25 protein-coding genes and 1 tRNA gene are annotated in these 22,306 nt (G+C 54.6%); 13 read left to right on the top strand and 13 right to left on the bottom strand.

What is annotated here, in order from left to right; translation table 11 throughout:
* Positions 1-2,087: 3-hydroxyacyl-CoA dehydrogenase NAD-binding domain-containing protein (locus ACR0JG_RS20415; RefSeq protein ID WP_480572458.1), on the bottom strand; the 2,087-nt coding region annotated here is incomplete at its 3' end.
* 569 nt (positions 2,088-2,656) lie between these two features.
* On the opposite strand from ACR0JG_RS20415, the gene ACR0JG_RS20410 reads away from it, so the two are divergent.
* The 8 genes from ACR0JG_RS20410 to ACR0JG_RS20375 all read left to right on the top strand — a co-directional run bounded on the left by ACR0JG_RS20410 (position 2,657) and on the right by ACR0JG_RS20375 (position 7,125).
* Positions 2,657-3,883, top strand: a complete 1,227-nt coding sequence (locus ACR0JG_RS20410; protein ID WP_480572455.1) for a tyrosine-type recombinase/integrase — start codon at positions 2,657-2,659, stop codon at positions 3,881-3,883.
* On the top strand, positions 3,876-4,565 hold the full coding sequence (locus tag ACR0JG_RS20405; protein ID WP_480572452.1) for a hypothetical protein: 690 nt from the start codon (positions 3,876-3,878) through the stop codon (positions 4,563-4,565). The genes ACR0JG_RS20410 and ACR0JG_RS20405 overlap by 8 nt, the downstream gene beginning before the upstream one ends.
* 95 nt (positions 4,566-4,660) lie before the next feature.
* On the top strand, positions 4,661-4,840 hold the full coding sequence (locus ACR0JG_RS20400) for a helix-turn-helix transcriptional regulator (RefSeq protein WP_480572449.1): 180 nt from the start codon (positions 4,661-4,663) through the stop codon (positions 4,838-4,840).
* A gap of 111 nt (positions 4,841-4,951) precedes the next feature.
* Positions 4,952-5,320, top strand: coding sequence for a hypothetical protein (locus ACR0JG_RS20395; RefSeq protein ID WP_480572446.1), 369 nt, complete (start codon positions 4,952-4,954; stop codon positions 5,318-5,320).
* Positions 5,321-5,420: 100 nt separating this feature from the next.
* A complete protein-coding gene (locus tag ACR0JG_RS20390; RefSeq protein ID WP_480572443.1) occupies positions 5,421-5,627 on the top strand; it encodes a transcriptional coactivator p15/PC4 family protein in 207 nt (68 codons plus the stop codon).
* Positions 5,628-6,155, top strand: coding sequence for a hypothetical protein (locus ACR0JG_RS20385; RefSeq protein ID WP_480572440.1), 528 nt, complete (start codon positions 5,628-5,630; stop codon positions 6,153-6,155). It abuts the gene before it with no gap.
* Positions 6,156-6,301: 146 nt separating this feature from the next.
* Positions 6,302-6,853 (top strand): hypothetical protein, encoded by a 552-nt coding sequence (locus tag ACR0JG_RS20380; protein WP_480572437.1) that lies wholly within the window; start codon positions 6,302-6,304, stop codon positions 6,851-6,853.
* Positions 6,850-7,125, top strand: coding sequence for a hypothetical protein (locus ACR0JG_RS20375; protein WP_480572434.1), 276 nt, complete (start codon positions 6,850-6,852; stop codon positions 7,123-7,125). The genes ACR0JG_RS20380 and ACR0JG_RS20375 overlap by 4 nt, the downstream gene beginning before the upstream one ends.
* A 41-nt stretch (positions 7,126-7,166) precedes the next feature.
* Here ACR0JG_RS20375 and ACR0JG_RS20370 read toward each other — a convergent pair whose 3' ends face one another.
* The gene (locus ACR0JG_RS20370; protein WP_480572431.1) at positions 7,167-7,592 is read right to left on the bottom strand and encodes a CAP domain-containing protein; all 426 of its coding nucleotides are present in this window, start codon (positions 7,590-7,592) and stop codon (positions 7,167-7,169) included.
* A 595-nt stretch (positions 7,593-8,187) separates the two neighbouring features.
* Positions 8,188-8,724 carry a bacteriocin fulvocin C-related protein gene (locus ACR0JG_RS20365; protein ID WP_480572428.1) on the bottom strand — a complete coding sequence of 179 codons (537 nt, stop codon included), beginning with the start codon at positions 8,722-8,724 and terminating at the stop codon, positions 8,188-8,190.
* An 83-nt stretch (positions 8,725-8,807) separates the two neighbouring features.
* Between ACR0JG_RS20365 and ACR0JG_RS20360 the strand changes: the two genes are divergently transcribed.
* Together ACR0JG_RS20360 and ACR0JG_RS20355 are read left to right on the top strand one after the other, a co-directional pair.
* On the top strand, positions 8,808-9,500 hold the full coding sequence (locus ACR0JG_RS20360; protein WP_480572425.1) for an SOS response-associated peptidase: 693 nt from the start codon (positions 8,808-8,810) through the stop codon (positions 9,498-9,500).
* The gene (locus ACR0JG_RS20355) at positions 9,500-9,832 is read left to right on the top strand and encodes a hypothetical protein (protein WP_480572422.1); all 333 of its coding nucleotides are present in this window, start codon (positions 9,500-9,502) and stop codon (positions 9,830-9,832) included. Before ACR0JG_RS20360 ends, ACR0JG_RS20355 begins: the two co-directional genes overlap by 1 nt.
* On the opposite strand, the gene ACR0JG_RS20350 is transcribed toward ACR0JG_RS20355, so the two are convergent.
* Complete coding sequence (locus ACR0JG_RS20350) at positions 9,833-10,147, bottom strand: hypothetical protein (protein WP_480572420.1); 315 nt, start codon at positions 10,145-10,147, stop codon at positions 9,833-9,835.
* A 17-nt stretch (positions 10,148-10,164) separates the two neighbouring features.
* Positions 10,165-10,539: a thermonuclease family protein gene (locus tag ACR0JG_RS20345; protein WP_480572418.1), complete on the bottom strand. Its 375-nt coding sequence runs from the start codon at positions 10,537-10,539 to the stop codon at positions 10,165-10,167.
* A gap of 159 nt (positions 10,540-10,698) precedes the next feature.
* Here ACR0JG_RS20345 and ACR0JG_RS20340 point away from each other — a divergent pair, with 159 nt between their 5' ends.
* On the top strand, positions 10,699-11,352 hold the full coding sequence (locus tag ACR0JG_RS20340; protein ID WP_480572416.1) for a cysteine peptidase family C39 domain-containing protein: 654 nt from the start codon (positions 10,699-10,701) through the stop codon (positions 11,350-11,352).
* 53 nt (positions 11,353-11,405) lie between these two features.
* On the opposite strand, the gene radC is transcribed toward ACR0JG_RS20340, so the two are convergent.
* Positions 11,406-12,347 carry a RadC family protein gene (gene radC / locus ACR0JG_RS20335; protein WP_480572414.1) on the bottom strand — a complete coding sequence of 314 codons (942 nt, stop codon included), beginning with the start codon at positions 12,345-12,347 and terminating at the stop codon, positions 11,406-11,408.
* A 1,118-nt stretch (positions 12,348-13,465) separates the two neighbouring features.
* On the opposite strand from radC, the gene ACR0JG_RS20330 reads away from it, so the two are divergent.
* Positions 13,466-13,984: a hypothetical protein gene (locus ACR0JG_RS20330; RefSeq protein ID WP_480572412.1), complete on the top strand. Its 519-nt coding sequence runs from the start codon at positions 13,466-13,468 to the stop codon at positions 13,982-13,984.
* Positions 13,985-14,149: 165 nt separating this feature from the next.
* On the opposite strand, the gene ACR0JG_RS20325 is transcribed toward ACR0JG_RS20330, so the two are convergent.
* The 7 genes from ACR0JG_RS20325 to ACR0JG_RS20295 all read right to left on the bottom strand — a co-directional run bounded on the left by ACR0JG_RS20325 (position 14,150) and on the right by ACR0JG_RS20295 (position 21,320).
* Positions 14,150-14,226 (bottom strand) — tRNA-Met (locus ACR0JG_RS20325).
* A gap of 82 nt (positions 14,227-14,308) precedes the next feature.
* Entirely contained in the window at positions 14,309-15,280 is a 972-nt protein-coding gene (locus ACR0JG_RS20320) for an alpha/beta fold hydrolase (protein WP_480572409.1), read from the bottom strand.
* 202 nt (positions 15,281-15,482) lie between these two features.
* Entirely contained in the window at positions 15,483-16,286 is an 804-nt protein-coding gene (locus ACR0JG_RS20315; RefSeq protein ID WP_480572406.1) for a PaaX family transcriptional regulator C-terminal domain-containing protein, read from the bottom strand.
* A 52-nt stretch (positions 16,287-16,338) separates the two neighbouring features.
* Positions 16,339-18,363, bottom strand: coding sequence for a phenylacetic acid degradation bifunctional protein PaaZ (paaZ, locus tag ACR0JG_RS20310; protein ID WP_480572403.1), 2,025 nt, complete (start codon positions 18,361-18,363; stop codon positions 16,339-16,341).
* A gap of 27 nt (positions 18,364-18,390) precedes the next feature.
* The gene (locus ACR0JG_RS20305; protein WP_170397698.1) at positions 18,391-19,743 is read right to left on the bottom strand and encodes a TRAP transporter large permease; all 1,353 of its coding nucleotides are present in this window, start codon (positions 19,741-19,743) and stop codon (positions 18,391-18,393) included.
* A complete protein-coding gene (locus tag ACR0JG_RS20300; RefSeq protein ID WP_480572400.1) occupies positions 19,743-20,246 on the bottom strand; it encodes a TRAP transporter small permease in 504 nt (167 codons plus the stop codon). Before ACR0JG_RS20300 ends, ACR0JG_RS20305 begins: the two co-directional genes overlap by 1 nt.
* A 54-nt stretch (positions 20,247-20,300) precedes the next feature.
* The gene (locus tag ACR0JG_RS20295; protein ID WP_170397704.1) at positions 20,301-21,320 is read right to left on the bottom strand and encodes a TRAP transporter substrate-binding protein; all 1,020 of its coding nucleotides are present in this window, start codon (positions 21,318-21,320) and stop codon (positions 20,301-20,303) included.
* A 200-nt stretch (positions 21,321-21,520) separates the two neighbouring features.
* Between ACR0JG_RS20295 and paaG the strand changes: the two genes are divergently transcribed.
* Positions 21,521-22,306 (top strand): 2-(1,2-epoxy-1,2-dihydrophenyl)acetyl-CoA isomerase PaaG, encoded by a 786-nt coding sequence (paaG, locus tag ACR0JG_RS20290; RefSeq protein WP_480572397.1) that lies wholly within the window; start codon positions 21,521-21,523, stop codon positions 22,304-22,306.

Raw genomic sequence — 22,306 nt, 5'->3', positions numbered from 1 at the left:
CCTTTGTTGAGATCATCAAAGCAGCGGTTCTCGGCCACCAGTTGTTCAAGCAGGGGTGCAGGTTGCCAGAAATAGGCATCTTCTTCAGCCCACTTGCGGATATCGTTCAATACGCCCGGCAAACCTTGCAAATCTGCCCATTTCAGCGGCCCACCCCAGTAGCGCGGAAAACCGTAGCCATAGAGCAGCGTAACGTCCACATCCAGCGGTCTACGCGCGATGCCGTCGCCTACCACCTTCGCCGCCTCATTCACCATCGCGACCATATAGCGACGTATGATCTCCTCATCCGTAAACGCGCGTGGAGTTATGTTCTGAGCCGCACGCTCGGCTTCGATCAATGCTGTCACCTCGGGGTTTGGCTCTCCACCTCGCTTGCCATTTTCATATATGTAGTAGCCCTTGCCGGATTTCTGGCCAAAATGTCCGGCCTCGCACAGCTTGTCGGCATAGAAACTGTCGCGAACGCGTGGATCCTGGCCTGCGGCCCGTTTCCGCTTGCGCGCCGCCCAACCAATGTCCAATCCGGCCAAATCTGACACTGCATAGGGTCCCATCGCAAATCCAAACCCTGTTAGCGCTGTATCGATCTGGAACGGGCTCGCTCCATCCAGCACCATGTGATCAGCACTGGCCCGATATGTGCCCAAAATCCGATTTCCTATGAACCCGTCGCACACACCTGCCCGAACGGCCACCTTGCCCAACCTCTTGCCCAACGCGAAACCCTTTGCCACAACTTCGGGCGCGGTGTGATCCGCCACCACGATCTCAAGCAGTTTCATCACATGTGCTGGGGAGAAGAAATGCAGACCGATGACATCCCGTGACCTTTCGGTCGATCCGGCAATTTCGTTGATATCAAGGTATGAGGTATTGGTCGCCAATACCGCACCGCTTTTGCAGACCGCATCCAGTTGCGCAAAAACCTTTTTCTTCACTGCCATGTCCTCGAACACGGCTTCGATCACCAGATCGACGCCACTCAGTGCGTCATAGTCCGTGGCCAGGGTCAGCCGGTTCTGCAGAATATCATCATGTTTGTCCTGGCTCAGCTTTCCGCGCCTCACGGCGCCAGCCAGATTTGCCGCGATACGATCTTTAGCGGACCGCGCTGCCTCGTGTGACATCTCAAGCAGCACGACAGGAAGCCCCGCCAGCAGAACTGAGGTGGCAATCCCAGCGCCCATCGTGCCGCCGCCGATGACGCCGACCTGTTGCAGGTCCCGCGGCTCGACCCCATTCAACTCGGGCAATTTTGCAACCGCACGTTCCGCAAAGAATGCGTGGATCAACCCTTTGCGCTGATCCGAGCCCATCAGGTCCATGAACAATTCCCGTTCGCGAGCCAAACCGGATGCAAAATCCTCGGCCTCGCAACTGGCTTGTATTGCCCGCACTGCAATCGCAGGCGACAGTTGGCCCCGGCCCTTCTTTAGCACCGCGTTATAGGCCGCATCAAAATCGATTGGGGCGGGCTGGGCCATATCGCAAACAGGGCGCCGTGCTGCATCAGTTGCAAGCAGCTCTCTGACATAGGCCAGGCCGATCCCGCGCGGATCACCATCCTGAACTTTGTCCAGCACACCCATCTTAAGCGCTTCTGGAGCTCGGACGTGCCGCCCCGTTGTGATCATGTCCAATGCCGCCTCGACTCCGGCAACACGCGGCAAGCGCTGGGTGCCGCCAGCGCCAGGAATGATACCAAGATTAACCTCGGGCAACCCCACCTTCGCAGACGGCACGGCAACGCGATAATGACAGGATAAGGCAACCTCAAGCCCACCACCAAGCGCGGTTCCATGCAACGCAGAAACCACCAGCAAGGGCGACGCCTCAATCCGATCACAGAGTGCGGGCAGCCACGGGTCCTGTGGCGGCTTGCCAAACTCGCGAATGTCTGCGCCTGCAAAATAAGTCCGACCCTCACCATAGATCAAAACCGCGCGCGCGCCCTCTGTTTCGGCACGTTCGATCGCCGACAACAAACCCCGGCGCACATCCACGCCCAGCGCGTTAACGGGTGGGTTCTCAGCCGACAAAACGGCGATATCGCCCACTTTCTCATACCCGATGACTTGGGTCATATGATCGTGCCTCCTCAGACGAAATGCGATGCCAGTGGTAAATCGGGGAATCCCCGAACACGGCGCGATCAAAGACTGGCCCGGTCTGCGTTCGTATTCAACTATATTTTCGACCGATCGTTCGGTTTATTTGATTTTCTCGGATTTAGTACCATAATCACGCGGTTCATGCCCGGAACTAACCTTTTACGTTGCGGTAGAACTTGCTTCGCGGCCTCAGACCAACGAAGCGCAAAGAACTGCAGTGCTTGGTCTGAATTCGCACGGAACCCGAGGGCGCGATCCAAATGGAAACGCAGCTAACAGGGCCTTAGCACTTGTTTGAGAAGTTCTGGTAGCGGAGGAGGGACTTGAACCCCCGACACGCGGATTATGATTCCGTTTACCACGGTTTTTTTAGATGCTGTCCCCTGTAGTCCGCTGACATCCATGACCATCTATTGTTCACCATCTTTTTTCTTTATTTACAACACTACTCACATTGTCCCCCGGATAATTATTGTCTACTATTGTCCATAACGGTCCGCCACAATCCTGTTGATTTTGTCCCCCATGAGTCCCCCAGATCAATGAAGAAGAAATTGACAAACAGATACCTTGAAAGCCTCGCTCCGCCCGAGACGGGGCGTCTTGAGGTGTCTGACACAGAGCGCAAAGGGTTAAGGTTCCGACTTTCCTCCACTGGCAAGGCGGTATGGATGTATGAAAAACGGGTAAAGGGCGGGCCAAAGCGCAAACATACGCTTGGCCAGTGGCCCAAGCCTGTCGGTCTATCAGAAGCCCGCAAGATGGCGTTGGAGATTGAAGCAGAAGCCGCGCAGGGAATTGACCGCATCGCGAACGCAGAGGCAGAGAGGCGCGAAAAGAAGCGTACGCAGGTATCAACGCTGAACGTGTCGCAGGTGCTGGATATCTATGACACCATCCATCTATCTAGCCTCAGAACGCGCGACGAAAGGCTGCGCCAGTTGCGCCAATCCCTATCTGAACATCTGGATAGCCCAATCACTGACTTGACGCGAAGCGATATTCAAAAAGCCGTGGACGCAAAAGCGTCGGCTGGCCGAAAGGCATACGCTAATCGTATTCGGGCTGCGTTGGCTGCGTTTTCAAATTGGGCATGGGTGCGTGGATACATCGCTGCGAATATAGCCAGCGGCGTGGCGAAGGCCACAACCGAGCATGCGCGAGAGCGGGTTTTATCGATTGGTGAGATACGGGCAATCTGGACGGCTACATTTCAGATGGGTCCTGTTTGGGGTCCGGTGTTTCGGCTTTTGTTGCTTACCTGTCAGCGTAGGGGTGAAATCCTGGGCCTTAAATGGGAGGAAATCACATTCGACACAGCGCGAATGACTAAGCCGGGATCTCAGACAAAGAACAAGAAGCCGCACATAACCCACTTGTCCAACCCGGCCTTAGAGGAATTGAAGGCACTTCACTCTGAAGACACTGATGCCGGGTTTGTGTTTACCACGACCGGTGACACGCCTGTTTCAGGGATCGGCAAGGCGAAAGCGCGATTGGATACGCTCCTGCCTGCTGGTTTTGAGCCTTGGAGGATACATGACATCCGAACCGGATTTGCCACAAAGATGGCTGATGCGGGCGAAAATGAGGCTGTTGTGGATCGCATATTGAATCATTCGGCAACGTCATCAGCCCCGACGCTGGTTGGGCGCGTTTACAATCAGGCTCAATTGCTGGATCAGCGCGCCGTTGCATTAGATAAGTGGGCTGAACTTGTAACGCAAGAAAGTGCAGACGTTGTTGCGATTGGGGGCAAGAATGGCTGAGTTACCCGTGATATTGAATGGGCAAAAAATTTCGTTCCCTGCACCTCGTGTCTGGTCCGAAATGTGCTACCCGGACGATAGGTTGGCAGCCTTGAGAGCCTGGGAGCAACTCTGTATCGAGAATCTTGCGATGCAGAATGAGTTGCAAGCCGGGTACTCCCACGTAGCTAAACTAATTCAGAAGGATATGAACCGAAGCACCAATCTTGGAAAATTGTGCGGCTACGTTGCTTGTCAAATGCGTTGGAACTACTTGAATCGAGGTGCTGTGCAAAAGGAAAGAGCTTGTTTCACAGTCTCTGAATTCTACACAAACGAAAAAACTGTAGCCGGGAAGAACATTCCAACTGACGGAAAAAGGCTACGAGACTCTGTGAACAGGTTTTCGCCAGTCCTTCACTTATGGGCGGCCTTTGTTCTACTTGAGGACCACGACGGCCAGCCAGAAGAAATCCTAAAAGAGGATGAGGCCTTTGATGCACTCATTATACTGGCCTTGGACATGCAGAACTTTTTTCGGAAATCTGGTGCATTTGCAAGTGGCGACAAACTATATGATAACTTGCTAACGATCCCAAAAGTCTTTGCGGAGAAATACACCGGCTTTGCTGTAGCCTTCCCCGATGAACCGGATTGGGTACAATCTATTTTAAGTGAATACTCTCCCAATCAATTGCGCTAAGCAGGACGGGGAATTTAAAATTCCCCGAATTTTTTTATAAAAAACAACGAGGTACGGTCCAACCACGTCCAGATGAACCCAAAAGGAGTTAGGATATGGTTGATCGTCATCTTCGCTGCCGAATGGTCCAAGAAGTTACCGGCCTGAGTCGCAGCACTATTTACGCCCTCATTTCAAAAGGTGAGTTCCCCCGGCCAGTAAAACTGACACCTAAGACGGTCGCGTGGCCTGAAAGCAAAATCAGCGAGTGGCTCGATGAACGTCGAGCTGCCTAACGAAAACCCGCACCCCAGGAACAGGGCGCGGGCGGTGTTTGATTGCGGCTAGTGGAATAGTTGCGATTGTAACCGTTTCTCGCCCTTGGTGCAAGAACCAAGGAGCAGAAAATGAGTACTGAGCAGAAACCAGACTTTGAACTCCCTCCAGCAAACGCGCTTCGTGTGTATCGCTGGGCAGACCTTCCTAACCTGACAGCACCTGCCCTTTACCGGATTACCGATCCGGATACGGAACCGCGCGAAATCTATGCATCCAAGCACAAGCGCCAAGTCCTTGAAGGCCTGATGCGGTCGCCACTCTACGCGGCAAGCTACTGCCGCCTTTCGGACCAGGTACTGCCCCTGCGCCGCGATGACGGCGTGAACATCGAATGCAGGATGTATCGGGGCGATGCAGATACCGGACGCCAGAAGTACGGCATCTATGTTCTCGTCAGCAAAGTTGAGCTGATCCAGGCGGGCGAGGTGGCAGCATGAGAACCGTTGACCTCCAAATCCACACCCTTCGCCGCAAGCATGGCCTTTCAGAGGCCGCTGCACGCATCGTCGCAACGCTGTATTACGGGGAGGGCCGCTAATGGCCCTCACCACCCAGATTCCCAAGAACAGCCGTGAAGAATTCCGCGTCAACTGGGATGACTTCCAGGGACATGACCTCATCAATATCCGCGTGTTCTTCATCTCTAAAGATGGAGAGATGCTGCCCGGCAAGCAAGGCGTCGCTTTCAAGGTGGAGTTGCTGCCCGAGTTCATCGATGCGCTCAGCAAGGCGGAGGCTGCGTAGATGGGGCGCGATAGGCGAAACGAGAAACGCGGCGAGCATTTCACCAAGCTTGTCCGAAACATGATGGAGACGCCCGCTTGGCGGGCGCTGTCCCCTGTCGCGCAGTCTCTGTACCCCTGGCTCAAACTGGAGTGGCGTGGGCCGGACAACAACAATAACGGCAGGATCAGTCTCAGCGTTCGGCAGGCCGCAGAGCGTCTTGGTGTCGCTCGCAACACCGTCGCGAATGGCTTCCGCGAATTGCAGGCCAAGGGCTTCATAGCGGTCACCAAACCACCAAAGCTGGGTGAAAGTGGCGTCGCAACTTCACCCTTATTTGAACTGACAGAGATATCCCTGCCGACCGCACACGGAGACGGTGGTCGTCGGCTCTACAAGCAGTGGTCTGAAGGGGCGGATTTCCCTGTGGTGAAGGCCCCAACTCACAACCCAAAAGGGACCAACGGGAAAGAAAAAACCCGTCATCAAAATGATGACAGCACCGTCTTAAAATTTGCGACGGGGAAGCCAAAGGCGGCTCAAAAATGATGACAGGGTGGCTCAAAATCTGTGCCGGAAACATCCCTTCTGGGGAGGGCCCCCGGCTCAATATTGATGACATCCTTATCTACCAAGGGGGTCTGGGGGAAACGGACACCTTCTGCACCAACAATCCAACAAGCGAGGCATGAGCAATGACTGACGAAACCAAAGGCGACATCGTCCCCAAGAAAAGCGAGCCAAGCAAAACTGGGGTCAAATTCGAAGGCAGCAACAAAGAAGGTAACATTGTCGAGCTAACCAAGCACGACGGGCTAAGGGAAGTGTTCGGAACAGACTGCGATGAACTGGCCAGCGCCTTGATGGCTCATTGCCTGAAAGCACTGAACAACGCGGAATCTGGTAGCGCAGGTGAAATAAACGATGAGCGGGCATTCATGATATCCATCATCCACGACATTGCGCCACGAGATGCCGTTGAGAGAATGCTGGCAGTCCAGATGGCAGCCACACATGTCGCAACAATTCGGTCGGCCCGGTGGCTTGGTGCCACGGAGACAATCCCTCAAGCCCAACTCCACTACACTGGATTCAACAAACTCACGCGCACATTTGCCGCACAGATGGAGGCACTTCGCAAATACCGAAACGGAGGCAAGCAAACCGTAACAGTTCAGCATGTGAATGTTGAAGATGGCGGCCAGGCAATCGTTGGTAACGTCGAGACGGGGGGAGGCAAAAAATGAAAGATGCCACCAACCCCATGCACAAGGCTCACGCGGCCCCACGATGCACGGCAACGTCCAAACGCACCGGACTTCCTTGCAAAAACCCTGCGGTAAAAGACTGGACGGTTTGCCGGATGCATGGCGCAGGCGGTGGTCACGGTACTGGCAAGGCCAATCCGGCCTACAAGCACGGTATGTACACCAGAGAGGCTCAGGAGATGAGGAAAGACATCAACGAGCACGTGAGTCTGGCTCGCGCTTTGGAGCGGCTCGTCGACAGCGAGGTTTAGCAGAGAGCTTGTTGTGTGTTCGGCTAATTCTCAGCACAAGATTATCGACACGGGGCGGCTAGAACCATCACCCAGATGCGATCCGCCGCCTCGTACAGCGCAAACTCCTTGGCCTCGCGTGACAGCATATTGGCACGATGCCCCCGTGACTGCGCCCAAGACGACATCACAGCGTCCAGACCTTTCTGCCCCTTGGCGATGTTCTCAGCCACAAAACACCATTCGTAGCCCTCCTTGCGCACCCGCTTACCCACGTCAGAGCCGTTAGAGCCGGTATGCGAAAAGAAGCCCTTCTTCACCATGTCTTCAGCATGAGACTTGGCGGCTTTCTCCAACTTCCGACTATAGACTAATCCTTGAAGACCTTGGCTTTTTCGAAACGTGTTCAGTTCGTCAGTCGCTGTGGGATTTGCAGCGAGTGGCGCGGGCAAAAGAAACACCAGAATTAACAACAAACGCGTCAGCATTTTTCCACCAGGTTTTGCCTAGAATGGTTCACACGGATTCATTGATAGCATGTTGAATTCCCACCGGTCTTGATGAACCAACAATATCGCACCAAGGATTCTATTTGCATAGATAATAGCTTTGCTGGTTGGAGGTACGACGCGCCAAACTCGTACCCCCTCATAGAAATCGCTAATCCCATCACGACGCGCCGCACCTGCTTGGTATCGGTGCAGCGTGTTTGAATTGTGTCTGAGATAAGAAAATAAGGGGTCTACGGGAATCCCCCAATTTCGGACAAGGCGCTAACGGGGTAGATTGGGTTTAACGGAACAACACTACCACTCCGGATACCCCCTCAAGAGAGAGGGGCTGGCTAAGACCCCCTCATCCAGCCCCTCACCACCTTCACTCTCAATCATTTGTGAGACGGTGGGTTCTTCCCCTACTCCCAGATTGGGAGGCCAGCTTAGTATACCACAAGTGGCCCGCCATATTCAGCCCACTATAAATGGGGGGGTCGGCAGGCTCAGCCGTCGCTACCTGGTGCGTTAGATATTGAATTGTTGGTGCATCAGAGAATCACATTGTCCCTGTGCAGTGGGCCTTAAAGTCTTAGCACCAGTTGCCAGTACACAATCCATCGCAAGCTTGCAGCCAGAGAATGCCGCAACCTCTTACAGTGGGATTACATCCGCCCGCGAGACATTCTTGAATTGCACCACAATCGTTGTGTCGCCACATACAGGATCTTGATGACGAGCAAGTACAAGTGGGCAATGCATCTTCTTCTTGTTCAATGGTTGTGGTTTCGCACGCGTTATCGCCCAGTCTTTGTGTGTATTTCTGGAAAACGGAGTGATCCGGGAATACTCTTTCTGCAAGCGCTGACATACTGTCAATTTGTGCAATAACCGCCTGGTTCCTTTCTTGGTCGGAATAGCTCTCGGGCGAAAGGATATCACTCAGTTCTCGCAGTAATTTACATTGCGAACTATCGGATAATTCGGAAGCCCCTTCTAGCAGTCGGTCTTGCCACAGGCTGAATTGGATGGCTGCGGGCAGGCAATCGAATATCGCCTTTTGCTCGGATAAGCTAAGTGCCGATAGTCCTGCACGAAAAGAGGTGATGGGCGAAGAAGGGCTATGCATAGTGTTCCTCCAGTCTGATACTGATACATATCACACTTGAAAAAGTTCACCAAACGTTCCCCTAGTTTCGCTATGCTCGAACGATGTGCGGACGACTCGGCAGACCTGAAATGACATGGGCAGAACTCTATGCCCTACAGAACTGGATCGTGAATGGCGTTCCTATCCCAACTGAGCGCGATCCAAGCGCCAAAGACCTGTCCATGAGCTGGAACGTCAAGCCAACTCAGATGTTGGATATGGCGTTCATCCACGACGACCGACTGATAAGCTCCACGGCGCGCTGGTGGCTTGTACCGCACTGGTTCAAGGAAGACGTGAAACAATGGAAGCCAACCACTTTCAACGCGAAGATTGAAACGGCACATAAGCTAGGTTCGTTCCGGGTCGCGTGGAAAAGCAGCAGGTGCATTATCCCCGCCAGTTTCTACTATGAATGGACAGGTCCTAAGGGGGCCAAGCAGCCGTGGGTTATCAAGACAGATACCAATGACCCCTGCATGTACTTCGCAGGCCTCTACTCGCGCCTCTCGTCTGGTCTGAACACCTGCACAATTCTCACCCGCCCTGCCTTGCATCAAATCGAACACATCCATGCCAGGTCGCCGGTTATTCTGACGAATGAGAACCTTGTGCCCTGGATGTCAGGTGAGATTGACCACGACCAAGCGCAGAACTTGGGCACGGACTGGGATGGACGGATGCGCTATCACAAGGTCGCGCCGATTGGCCGCGATGATGACGGGCCCGAGTTAATCGACGTTATCGAGGCTTAATGGCAACGCGCAGCAGATCCCCGAAGAAAGCAGCAGATGAAAAATACTTCCCTATCAGGGTGCGTGTGCAGGTTCCTGAAGAAGGGTTCGGATATCGGCTTCATGAGATCCACAATTGGCTAGATGCCCATGCCGGTCGGGGACGTTGGGGTTGGAATGCGGATAGTGTGCTATCACGCGGATCCCGGGATGCGACGGCGTTTTATCTGCTGGACGAGCAATTGATTGCACCGTTCATTGAGGCATTCGACCTGGAGCTTGCGCAAGGTGAGGCGGACCTTTGCGGTAGTGGGTCTTTCAATCTCATGGCAGCTATGAGTCGAAAGCGATAGTCACTCGTAGTCGTTTTCCAAATTCCATTTGACTATCTTCAAGCACGCTCGGGTCTGCGCATCGAGCCAAGGTTTTTCTGGATCATGACCCGAAGCATCTAAATCAATCGGTTTGAAGCCCTCTATCGGTCCATCAGAAACAGCGCCTTCAGGAGGTGCAAACTTCTCGCATGCTTGAAAAGCCGTTATGAAATTGGCTGTTCTATCTAGGTCGCGTGCTTTGGTTTCTGAGATGTAAATTACGACAGGAACCACAGCAAGAAGTGCAGCAATGATGACCACAATGCGTTCAATAGCTTCAAGCTTCTTTAACAATGGCTCTCTCCAGAAATTCACCTACAATACTTGGCCCGTCTGAGCCGTGATTTAGCCGCTGGTGTCTCTAAATGCCTGTAGCGACCCCCACTGTACCTACGGCAATCTAGGGCATGTCCTGCGGCGATTACAGCGGCCCCTATGTCTTCACCGTCAGCGTAACAGACACCAACATACCTATCATGGGTGCGCTCACCGTTCAGTTTGCATTCGATGGATTTGCCGCGAAGGTAGTTGACCATCCAGCGCTTGGCTTTCTGACCCGACTGTGTGCCGAGTTCGGGTGCATCAACGCCGTTCAATCGAACAGGTGTGCCATCTACTACAATGGTATCAGCATCACGGACATGCAGCCCACCTGCGATTGCTGAGGTAGCGAGCGAGATGGCCATGAATGCGAAAAATGTTCTTATCAAAATATCCGTATACCCTTGCTGCTGCAAATCACTGACTTTTCTGATAAGATGATCCAATAGAACGAGCGAATTTAGAACCTATGAACTTCCTAATATCTTTGTAGTCAAACATTTTAGTCAAGCTGGAGACATACAATGGACCGGCGATGCACAATAAAAAGACTAGCAGCTTTTTCTGCATTCGGACTTTCAAACTCAATTGGAGCAAACGAGGCCCTCGCAGAGTACATTTGTGGTGACGCCTTCCCGTATAATGGAGGGATGGTGCGACAATGTAGTGTCGGGTTCCGTATCAATCGCGTTACTGCTCTACAAGAATGTGACCAGTGGTGCTGGGCTGCCTGCATCGAATCCGCGTTCGAACTTTATGGCTTTAGAGTTTCCCAAGAAGATATTGTGCAGAAGGTCTACGGACCAAATGTTCCCTGTCTTCCGAGTGTTGGCCCAAACATCGCTAGAGCTGTAGAGGGATACTGGACTGACGAGCGCGGCGATGAGTTTTACGCTGAACTTGAAACACACACCGATGTTCAGTTTGGGATCCATGACCCCTTTGCCCTTCAGCACGCCTCACGCTATCTAGCAGACGATATTCCAGTAATAATCGGTTCTCTCGGGCACGCTACGCTTTTAACAAGTATGACCTGGCTTGAGGACAACTTCGGGCAACAAAGACTCACGGAGATTGTCGTTCGAGATCCTTGGCCCTACCGACAAAATAAACGACTGCTCACTGCTCAAGAGCTTTACGGCGCTACCTACCTTGCTGCAGTTTTCGTTGACTACTAGTCAGAGCATATCGCTTTCCCAATAGCGGCGTTGTCTATCATCCCCAATCCTGCTCAAGACCTAAGCAAGTAACCATTAGCACTAAAGGAATACTCTTCTTTTTTTCCGATAATAACATGGTCATGAATGACAATGCCTAGGGTATCGCAGGCGTCCTTTATCCGCTCAGTCATGACAATATCGGAGTTACTGGGCGTCGGGTCTCCTGATGGATGATTGTGAACGAGAACGAGCGAACTGGCGTTCAGTTCCAAGGCACGTTTCACAACCTCTCGCGGGTAGACCGGAACGTGGTCAACTGTACCCTTGGCCTGTTCTTCATCAGCAATCAGAACATTCTTGCGATCCATGTAGAGAACCCGGAATTGTTCAACCTCGCGATGCGCCATTGCGGTTCGGCAGTAGGTCACCAAGCCTTCCCACGACGACACTACATCCCGCTTCAAAATCTGTGCCTGCGCCATTCTGTGCCCGAAGGCTTCGACAACGCGCAGATGATAGTAAACCCAGTCGTTTGCCCCATCCACCTTCAGAATACGATGCTTTGAGGCCGCGATAACACCGTTTAGGTCGCCGAACTCAGCCAGTAGACGCTTTGCCAACGGCTTTACGTCGATCCTCGGGATTGCGTTGAACAGCAGCAGTTCCAGAAGCTCATATTCCGGCATTGGATCGTGACCGCCTTTGAGAAAGCGTTGCCGAAGTCGCTCACGATGCCCCCAATAGTGAGGCCGGTTAGCACCGTCGTCGTCTTTAATCAGGCCACCACCAGCGGCATGCTCTCGTGAAAGCCGGTCTCGATAGACGTATGACGGCGGGTGTGCAGGTTCAGTTATGGCGTCAGGTGGTGGGCTGCGCGCATATAGCTCTTCCAATCCCTTCAATTCTTCCTCAGAAAAGCCACCCTGCCCATCATGCTTAACTAGCTTGCCAAACCTCTTCCTATCTCGGCCTATGACCTCTTTCAGATTGTCCAGTATCGCCGTTTTCTTCATGGCTACCACTCCACCTACCAATCCCTGAACCATGCTCAAAGGTTGGTTAACGAGTGGTAAAAGCTCATTATTTGTTACGAACACGCGGCTGAATTCGGCATGCTCGTTCAAACTGAGGCAGTCTGACTTAGGTGAAGATAAACTCGTCCGTCAAAAGTAGTGTCTTTGTGTAGTGCCGACCGCGAGGCTCAAGTGCTGAAGGGCGCGTCGGAGTGTTAGCGGCTCGTTCAGATAAACCGTTGTGGAGTTTGCGGCGCTTCGATGTACTGAGCAGAAAAAACACTGCGGCACGTGTGCCGACAAGGTCATTAGGTATCGCGACCAGTTCTGTTCTTGTGGGAGAATGCCTAGCCATTCTCTACTCCAATTGTCCGAGCATGCGAGACAATAGCCCAATCGGCAGTCAAGAGCAGAAAATTTACCGGTAGCTACAGAAATTGGCAAATTGGTGCTCATCAATTGTATCTCGGAAACCTCCAGCGCCCCCTATTCGTTCATTCTTTATTCCACCTCTGTTCTTGCTTTGCATGGGGTAATATGATACCTTCTCTCAAGCATTCCTGGACAGGCAGAAGCGATGATTAGTGCAACACTCAGCAGCATACTTGCCGAACATCGGCGGGAGCAAATCGAGCTTGCTGAACTACGGCGCTGGATGGACGGCGGGCAGAAAGCGCTCCTGTCATCAGGCTCAAAAGCTCGGTGGATCGGCATGGTTGCCGAGCAAGATGGCCTTTTGTGGATTTGCAACTTGTGCTTATTCAGTAGGTTCCAGAATGAGCCGGTCTCAATGATTGCTGTTGAAGTTGGAACAAGTGTCTGAACCGTCTGCGCAAAACCCGTTCCTAGCGAAAGAACAAGCACAATTGTGGTGGCTGAAATAAGCTTCTTCACAATCAAGCTCCGTTAGCAATGTGTTAACCTTTGCACAGCAACGCGGAACTTTGAAAAGGCATTTTCAAGGTATCTTTTTGACACTTCTTTTGTGGTGCGGTTGTTTGTTGTTGCCCGGCATTGAATAGACGGGTTTGGGCATTCCAAATCAACAAGAGGTTATCGTGAATTTTCAGGGACAGGAACTTATTTCAAGAGCGACATACGTTTCGAACAGAAGCCTAATGGCACTGGCGCTTGCCAAAATACTCACGGTTTATTCGGGTGTGTGCCTGCAGAACCTTGAGATTTTGGGCGTGTCACCCAACCTCTTGCAACTGACAACCATCACAAACCTTATGATTGGCTTTCTACTAGTCAACCATGTGCTTTTCTGGCTTGGCGATTTCAGCAGCTTTCGAGCATGGAACCATCCAGGGAAGACGATACACAAGGGCACAATAGATGATGAAGACAACACCTCATATTCCGAGCTTGAATACTTCGCATTCAAGGTCAAAGAACTCTTTCAAGAGAAATCTAGAGAGATGGAAACGCCAGGCGCGCAATCACACATCGACGTTGCCGGTTCACCTGCCGAGCTGACAAAAAGAGCACGTGAGTTAATGCGAGGCGTATCTCGCCTAACTTGGCATGCAAGTTTTTATCTGTGGGTCTGGTTTCTCATTATCCCGGTCGGCACCGCCTTAGTCGCTCTATGGCTACAGCGTCCCGATGACCTACAAAGCCTCGGTTGCAGGTAGCCATTTAATAATGTTGGAAAATGGGCGCTGGGTACGGAATCATATTGCAAGGCTCGAGGCGTAGTTAGCGGGCAAAAATCGCCCAACTTGTCCCCCATATGTCCCCCAGAAATCAGCTCAGAGAGCGCCGGATGAGCCAGGAGCCATGTAAGTAATTGATTTTAATGGTAGCGGAGGAGGGACTTGAACCCCCGACACGCGGATTATGATTCCGCTGCTCTAACCAACTGAGCTACTCCGCCACGAGTGAGAGGCGATTTAAGCGAGGGGCCGGGGAGGGTCAAGAGGGAAAAGCGTGCCTGCCGAGATTCTTTATTGCGTTATTCAATGCGCGTCCTGCTCTGCCAGCCGGGTGCGGGAATTCTCGGCGATCTGGCGGATGAAACGCGCGCAGACTTCGGGTTCTGTGATGAGTATCATGTGACCCCGGTGTTCCATGACCTCAAAGATCAGGCCGAATTTCGTCATTGTAGCACCGTGTAGCTCGGCGGACAGGATCGGGTCCTCTGTGCCGAACAGGATGCCTCCGGGCACGCGCAGATCGTTATAGCGTGAAGTCAGGGCACCCATGCTGGCCTCTACCCCAACAACATCCTGTGAGGCGGTGATAAAGGCCGAGGGGCGAAGACCAAGGGCACCCCCAGCACGGTTCAGGAAGTCTGAGGGCGCGGGCTCGGGTGCGAAGACGTCTTTCAGCACGAGGGGCGCGGTTTTTCGGGCCATCGGGACGGCGATTGTATTGCCAATAAGGTTGCGCAGCCACTCGGTACGGATTTCAAGTGGTTTGAAAACGGCGGGCGGTTCCGGCATTTGTTGCGTCAAGGGGGCCAGAAGCGCCAACGCCGCCGTGTTGTCGGGATAATCCAGTGCCATCGCAAGAGACACGGCGCCACCTAGAGAATGACCGACCAGTGTGGCTTGATCGACGTTCTTTATTTCCAGAAACTCGTGGATCATGCGGGCTTGTTCGGGCAATTCCGCCAACTGGGCAGCATCGCGCGTGGAATAGCCACAGCCCGGACGGTCAACCGCGAGAACGTGATAATCCTGAGCAAGATCATCCACCAATGCATACGTAAAATGCTGCAATTGTCCTGATAGGCCATGGATCATGACAATTGTCGGGTTGGAAGGGTCGCCTTTTTCGACATAGTGAATGCTGCCACCGTGAACGGGCACGATCCGCCCCAGTTGCGGCACCATTTCGGTGCCCTGCCGCGTTAGGCGACGAGTCCAGATGTGCATCCCCAGCAAAAGGGACATCAGCAACAAGACAATCGTTAGCAAAATCGACATCACGGATCTCCGGTAGGTTTGCTCAGGCGATGGTATTGCCCGGGGCCCGATTGCACCATGCGTTTTCTGAACGGCTGAATTGGCAGGCAGATAACCGCAACCTAATTATTGGTGTGTAAATTGGTATGACTTGGTCAGAAAAGCTCCCAGCACCCGGTATGTGCGCCGCACTGATAATATGGTTGAACAGACCGCTCAGCGGTCAACTCGTACCGCTCAACACATCAGCTGAGGGTCGTGGCAGCAGATCAAGCAGCGCGAACACGCTATCGCGACAAGCCGGACCAGCCCAATCCACAGGATAAAAAGCCAAAGGTAAGTCCGGCTGGCGTAGCACGACCCGCCGCCACCGATGCACCAGTAGGGTGCGCAGTGTTGCGCTCTGCAAGGGTGTAGGCGCCCAGCCTTCGGGACGGGACTTCGCGGCGCGTTCGACCGCGCCCAGAAGAGCCTTGCAAGAGGCGCGCAATTCGGGTGGACACAACCGATCCTGCACCCATTCGGGGGCTGCGTGCGGAGAGATGTCCAAGGCCAGCAAACCGTCCGACTGATCTGGAACGGGACCCGCACCCATCGCTACGTTGCGCCCAATAGGGATATAGTCGTCGCTGAGCATCACGTCTTCAAGCACTTGTGTGCCCGATCCATCCTCGGCGATCAGAAGATGCCAATTTTCAATAGGCGAAGGACCGCGCGCATATATGCGCGGCGTGACGGCGGCGGATTGCGTCCGCCCGAATTCCGAGAGGACATGGCGCGAGACGCGGCCAATCCGGTCGCTCTCGATCCAGCCATCCTTGCGCAGCCGGTGCAATGCGACGCGGATCGCTTCGGGTTTGATGCCCATCGGCTCGATGATCCGGGTCAGGACACCGCCCGAGATCTGCGCACCGGGCTCTTGCGCCATGTCACCAAACAGCGAGACAATAATCGACCAGACCCGCTGGTCTTGCGGGTCCGTCAGTTCGGCCACAGCCGTATCGAACCACGAGCTCTTTTCGGTCATGGGGCCAGTTTAACCCATTAGGCCCAATAAGAAAAACAGGTAGTACAGCGGGTCAGCGGGCGTTCATGGTCAAAAGCTCGTACTCTGCGACAGGTTCGTCATCCTGATTGGTCAGGGACACGTGCCAGCGGACCTCGCCATAATCGTCATTGCGAGGGGTTTTCTGCTTTACCGTCAGACGCACTTTGATGCTGTCGCCCGCAACAACGGGCTTCATGAACCGCAGCCCGTCCAGCCCGGTATTGGCCAGCACTGGCCCCTCGTTCGGTTCAACAAACAAGCCCGCCGCGAAGCTGAGCAACAGATAGCCATGCGCCACACGACCGGGGAAGAACGGGTTTCGCGCCGCCGCGTCCTCGTCCATATGAGCGTAGAAGGTATCGCCGGTGAAATTGGCGAAGTGTTCGATATCCTCCAGCGTGATGGTTCGCGAGGCTGTGTGCAGCGTCTCTCCGACCTGCAACTCACCGAATTTACGGGTGAACGGATGGGCCGGACCTTGGATTTCGGGCGCTCCTGGCACCCATTTGGTGCTGATACCACTAAGCATGCGCGGGGAGCCCTGAATGGCCGTGCGTTGCATATAGTGTTTCACACCACGCACGCCGCCCATTTCCTCACCGCCGCCCGCGCGGCCCGGCCCGCCATGCACCATATGCGGCAGCGGAGAGCCGTGGCCGGTCGATTCCGCCATCGAGTCGCGGTCGTTAATGTAAATCCGCCCGTTATAGGCCGCGGCCCCCATCACCACGCCCCGCGCAACCTCAGTGTCGTGAGTGATCAGCGATGTGACCAGAGACCCCTGCCCGCGATTGGCCAGCGCCACCGCATGACCCAGATCGCGATAACCCATAAGGGTCGAGACCGGACCAAACGCCTCGGTATCATGTACGCGATGCGCTTTGTCGGGGTCAGCGCAGTGAAACAGCATCGGGGGAACGAAGGCCCCAGTATCGGGGCCGTTCAGGTCGAACGCGTCGGGGTTTCCATAAACCCGTTCAGCCTCTTGCCCGATCAAAGCTGCCTTTTCCAAGACGTCAGCCTTCTGACCATTCGACACAAGCGCGCCCATGCGCGTGGTCTCGGCCCGCGGATCGCCGATGGTAATCTTCGCCAACCGTTCCGAGAGTGCGGAAATCACGGCGTCGACCTGATTATCGGGCGCGATGATACGACGGATGGCGGTGCATTTCTGGCCCGCCTTCGTGGTCATCTCACGAGAGACTTCCTTAACGAACAGATCGAATTCCGGCGTGCCGGGCTCTGCATCCGGGCCGAGGATTGAAGCATTCAAACTATCCTGCTCAGCAACGAACCGGACCGAGTTCTGCAAGATCGCAGGCGTCTGCCGTAGCTTCAACGCGGTGTTCGCCGAGCCTGTGAAGCTGACCACATCCTGACAATCCAAGTGATCGAGCATGTCGCCCAACCCGCCCGAGACCAGCTGTAGCGCACCGGCAGGCAGGATGCCGCTATCTAGCATGATCCGCACTGCCAGTTCGGTGACGTAGCAACTGTTGGTAGCCGGCTTGACGATTGCAGGCACGCCAGCCAGCAGCGTCGGGGCCAGCTTTTCCAGCATACCCCAGACCGGGAAGTTGAAGGCGTTGATATGAACCGCGACCCCTTGCAGGGGCGTGCAGATATGCTGCCCCAAAAAGGTGCCATTGCGTGACAACTGCTCGATTTCGCCGTCCAGATAAACCTGCGTGTCCGGCATCTCGCGCCGGCCTTTTGAGGCAAAGACAAACATCGTGCCGATGCCACCATCGATATCGATCAGGTGGTCCTTCTGCGTGGCTCCGGTTTCGAAACTCAGGTCGTAAAGGGCTTGTTTATGCGCCGAAAGCTCTTGCGCCAGCGCCTTGAGCATCCGAGCACGATCGTGGAACGTTAACTTGCGCAGCGCGGGGCCACCGGTATTGCGCGCATAGTCAAGCATCGCCTGTACGTCGAGCGCGGCATTGCCAGCGCTGGCAAATGGTGCGCCAGTGATGGCGGATGCGATGGTGCGTGCGCCTTCTCCAGGCGCGACCCAAGTACCAGCGGCGAAGCTGGAAATCTGATGCAGGGACATGGTGTTCTCCTGTTTGATGCGGTGAGACTAATGTCCCAAAGCGCCCATTTGCTGCGGCAGATACAGCACCACGATGGGCACCAGCACGATCAGCGCGAGGCGGAAGATATCGGCGATCCAGAACGGAGTGACGCCACGAAATATGGTGCCGGTCGAGACGTCACCCACCACGCCTTTCAGGATGAAGACGTTCAGGCCTACGGGTGGAGTGATCAACGAGATTTCGGTGACAACCACGACGACGATGCCAAACCAGATTGGGTCATAGCCCAGAGACGTGACCAACGGGAAGAAGATCGGAACCGTCAGCAACAGCATCGAGAGAGATTCGAAGACGCAACCCAGAATGATGTAGATACCAAGGATCATCAGGATCACGACAAACGGAGCCACATCATAGGCGGTCACCATCGCGATCAGGGCTTCGGGCAAACCGGCCAGATTGATGAAATTTGAGAATATCTGAGCGCCAATCAGCACCGCAAACAGGGCAGACGCGGTAAAGCAGGTCTCTTTCAGCACCTCGAATGTCGAGCCAACCGTGAGACCCCCACGAAAGAGTGCAATCAGAAAGGCCCCAGCGGCCCCCATACCTGCGGCCTCGGTGGGTGAGAATGTCAGGTTTAGGGGCTCAAAATCGAAGGCTCCATAAAGCCCGCCAATAACTAGGAAGAACAACAACAGCACAGCCCAAACCGAACCCAGCGCGCGGATGCGTTCGGACCAGGTGGCGCGCTCGCCTGCGGGCCCGGCTTCGGGGTTACGCCAGACGGTCCAGCGCACAGCAAAGAGGTAGAAGAGGATGCCAAGGATGCCGGGGATGATGCCCGCCATGAACAATTTCCCGATCGAGGTCTCGGTCAGCAGCCCGTAGATGACCAGAATGACCGATGGAGGGATCAGAATGCCAAGCGTACCACCGGCGGCAATCGAGGCGGTCGAAAGTTCGTCGGAATAGCCGTAACGCCGCATCTGCGGCATCGCGACCTTTGACATCGTGGCGGCGGTTGCCAGCGACGATCCGCAGATAGCCGAAAATCCGCCACAGGCCGCAACCGTTGCCATGGCAATACCACCGCGCATGTGGCCAAGAAAGGCGTTGGACACCGCATAAAGCTCGCGCGCCATGCCGCCCTTGTTCACGAACAGGCCCATCAGGATGAACAGCGGCACAACCGACAGACCATAGTCCTGCGCAGTGTCGGTGATCTGTCGGCCCACCATGGACATGGCAGCCTTCATCCCGCGCTCATCAAAGATTGAGCCGCCACGCTCATAGGCAAAGCCCAATGTGCCGACCAGGCCCATGGCAAAGACGATAGGTAGGCGCACCAGCACCAAGATCAATACAATCGCAAATCCGATTAGCGCTGCGGTCATTACATAGGCTCCGACAGTGTATTTGGGGCGAAGGCCTTTAGCAGCCCAGTGGCGATCATCACCAGTGCAGTGATGGCAACAGACAGGGTAATGAACCAACCGATCAGGTAGGTGGGGATTGAAAGATATTCGGTTACATCCCCATAATCCCGCGCTCGCTCGGCCAGGACCCAAACGCGCTGGACCGGCCAGAACAGCATGATGCCGCTGACCACATAGATCACAACGTCCCGCGCACGCGACAGATGCAGACGGTGGAAGAACCCGTCTGTCAGATCGACCGCGATATGGCCATTGGTGGTGGAGACGATCGGGAGGACAGAAAACACCAGAATTGCCATCAGAATGCGCGTCAGCTCGGTGGCGGCCTCAATGGGCGCATTGAAGACCGAACGCAGGATCACGTCGCAAAAGGTCATTACCATCAGGATAAACAGTGCAATGCAGGCCACGATCACGGGAAAGGCGCTGGCACGGCGCACAAGCTGAATAATAGGGGTCATGGGAAACTCGCGCAGGGTAAGTCAGGGCGGCGCAAGAGCCGCCCTGCAGTCGGATCAGTTCGAGGACATTTCCGATTTGATCATGTCATATGCGGCCTGAGCGTCGACACCTGTTGCGTCAACCTCGGCGATGACCTTGCCGCGGATGTCTTCGGCGATGGCCGAGAACTTCTCCATATCCGCATCTGTGGCAGCGTTGATCGCATTGCCCTCCGCCGCCTCGGTTGCCTCACGTCCAGTGGCGTCGATCTCATCCCAGATTTTGCCGATCTCACGGCTCAGCGGTTCACCGAATACGTTTTCTTCCAGCGCCGTCTGCAGCTCGGGTGGCAGATCTGCGAAGGTGTCTTCGTTCATGATGAAGGCAAACGAACCGCGATAAAGACCACCGGGCATCTCATACACATTCTGCGCAACCTCTGTCAGCTTGAAACCCTTGCGCGATTCCAGTGGCATGACCACGCCGTCAGCGGCTTTCGATGCCAGTGTTTCATAGACTTTCGGAGCGGGCACCTGAATGCCGGTCGCACCAAGCGCCGCACCAACGTCTCCGCCAACGCCACCCGGGATACGTACTTTCAGGCCCGAAACCTCATCCAGAGTGGTTACTGGCGCGCTGGAATGCAGCTGCGCGGGTCCATGCGTGTGCAAGGCGATGACTTTGACACCACGATGCTCGTCAGCAGCTTTCAAGTACTTGTCGTAGGCGCGCCAGTAGGCAACCGAAGCGTCCTCGGCCGAGCCTTCGTAACCAGGCAGTTCGATCAGCTTGGTGGTGACGAAGCGTCCCGGTTGATAGCCGTGAAAGATAATCGAGGCATCGGCCGCGCCATCCATAATCAGGTCCATCTGCGCAGGCGGTGGAGCGATACCCAGCTTAAGCTCTGCGGTGACCTGCCCGTCAGTGGCCTCCTCTACCATTTCGACGAATTTGGGCCACATCTTTGCGTTGATGCCGTGGGTGGGTGGGGCCCAGCTGGAAATTGTCAGGGTGTAGTCAGCCGCAAAAGCAATGGTGCCGGACACCGCCAAGGTTGCAGACGCCAACAATGTGGTGAGCTTGGTGAATTTCATGACCGGGTCTCCTCCTCAAAATCGCAAGTCGTGAATGTGTTAATGGTACGTTTTGTAACTATCAACGACGAGAAATGCTGTTCCGCCCGCTGGCCAAAGTGCATTTCCGATCGCCGAGTCACAAACGGCTATAGAATTTATTGACCAACCGTTCGGTTTATGCAAGAAGTTTGTTGTAACTTATGAAAAGCGAACCGGGCATGTCCGACACGATTATTTCGCAGAATATGGGTCAATGGGTTGAAATTACACTCAATCGCCCTGATCGCCTGAACAGTTTCACGGATGAGATGCACTATGCCCTGCGCGCTGCACTTGAGGCCGCGCGTGACGGTGGTGCCCGAGCGGTGCTGTTAACCGGCGCGGGGCGCGGGTTCTGCGCAGGGCAGGATTTGGGCGATCGAAACCCTGCCACGATGGAGGGTCCGCCGGATTTGGGCTATACGGTTCGCACGTTCTACGCACCTTTGGTCCGCCTGATCAGGTCTTTGGAATTACCTGTTGTCTGCGCCGTCAATGGCGTTGCCGCCGGGGCGGGTGCGAATCTAGCCCTGGCTTGTGATGTGGTACTTGCCGCTGACTCCGCCAAGTTTATCCAATCATTTTCCAAAGTGGGCCTGATCCCCGATACCGGCGGCAGTTGGCATCTGCCACGTTTGCTGGGTGAAGCCCGAGCCAAAGGGCTGGCCCTGACTGGGCAACCCCTGCCAGCAAAGCAGGCTGCGGATTGGGGGCTGATTTGGAAAGCAATTCCAGACGCTGAACTAATGACCGAGGCGCGCGCACTAACGGAACAGTTCGCCAATGGTCCAACGCTGGGACTTGGCCTGACGAAACAGACGATACAGGCGGCTACCACGAATACCCTGACCGATCATCTCGAGATTGAGGCGGACGCAATGAAAACCTGCGGCGAAAGCGTCGACTATGCCGAGGGCGTTACTGCGTTTCTGGAAAAGCGCGCGCCAGTATTTCGGGGAGAATGA

Source organism: Ruegeria sp. AD5 (genome assembly GCF_056542345.1).
This window is presented reverse-complemented; position numbering and strand designations above follow the sequence as displayed.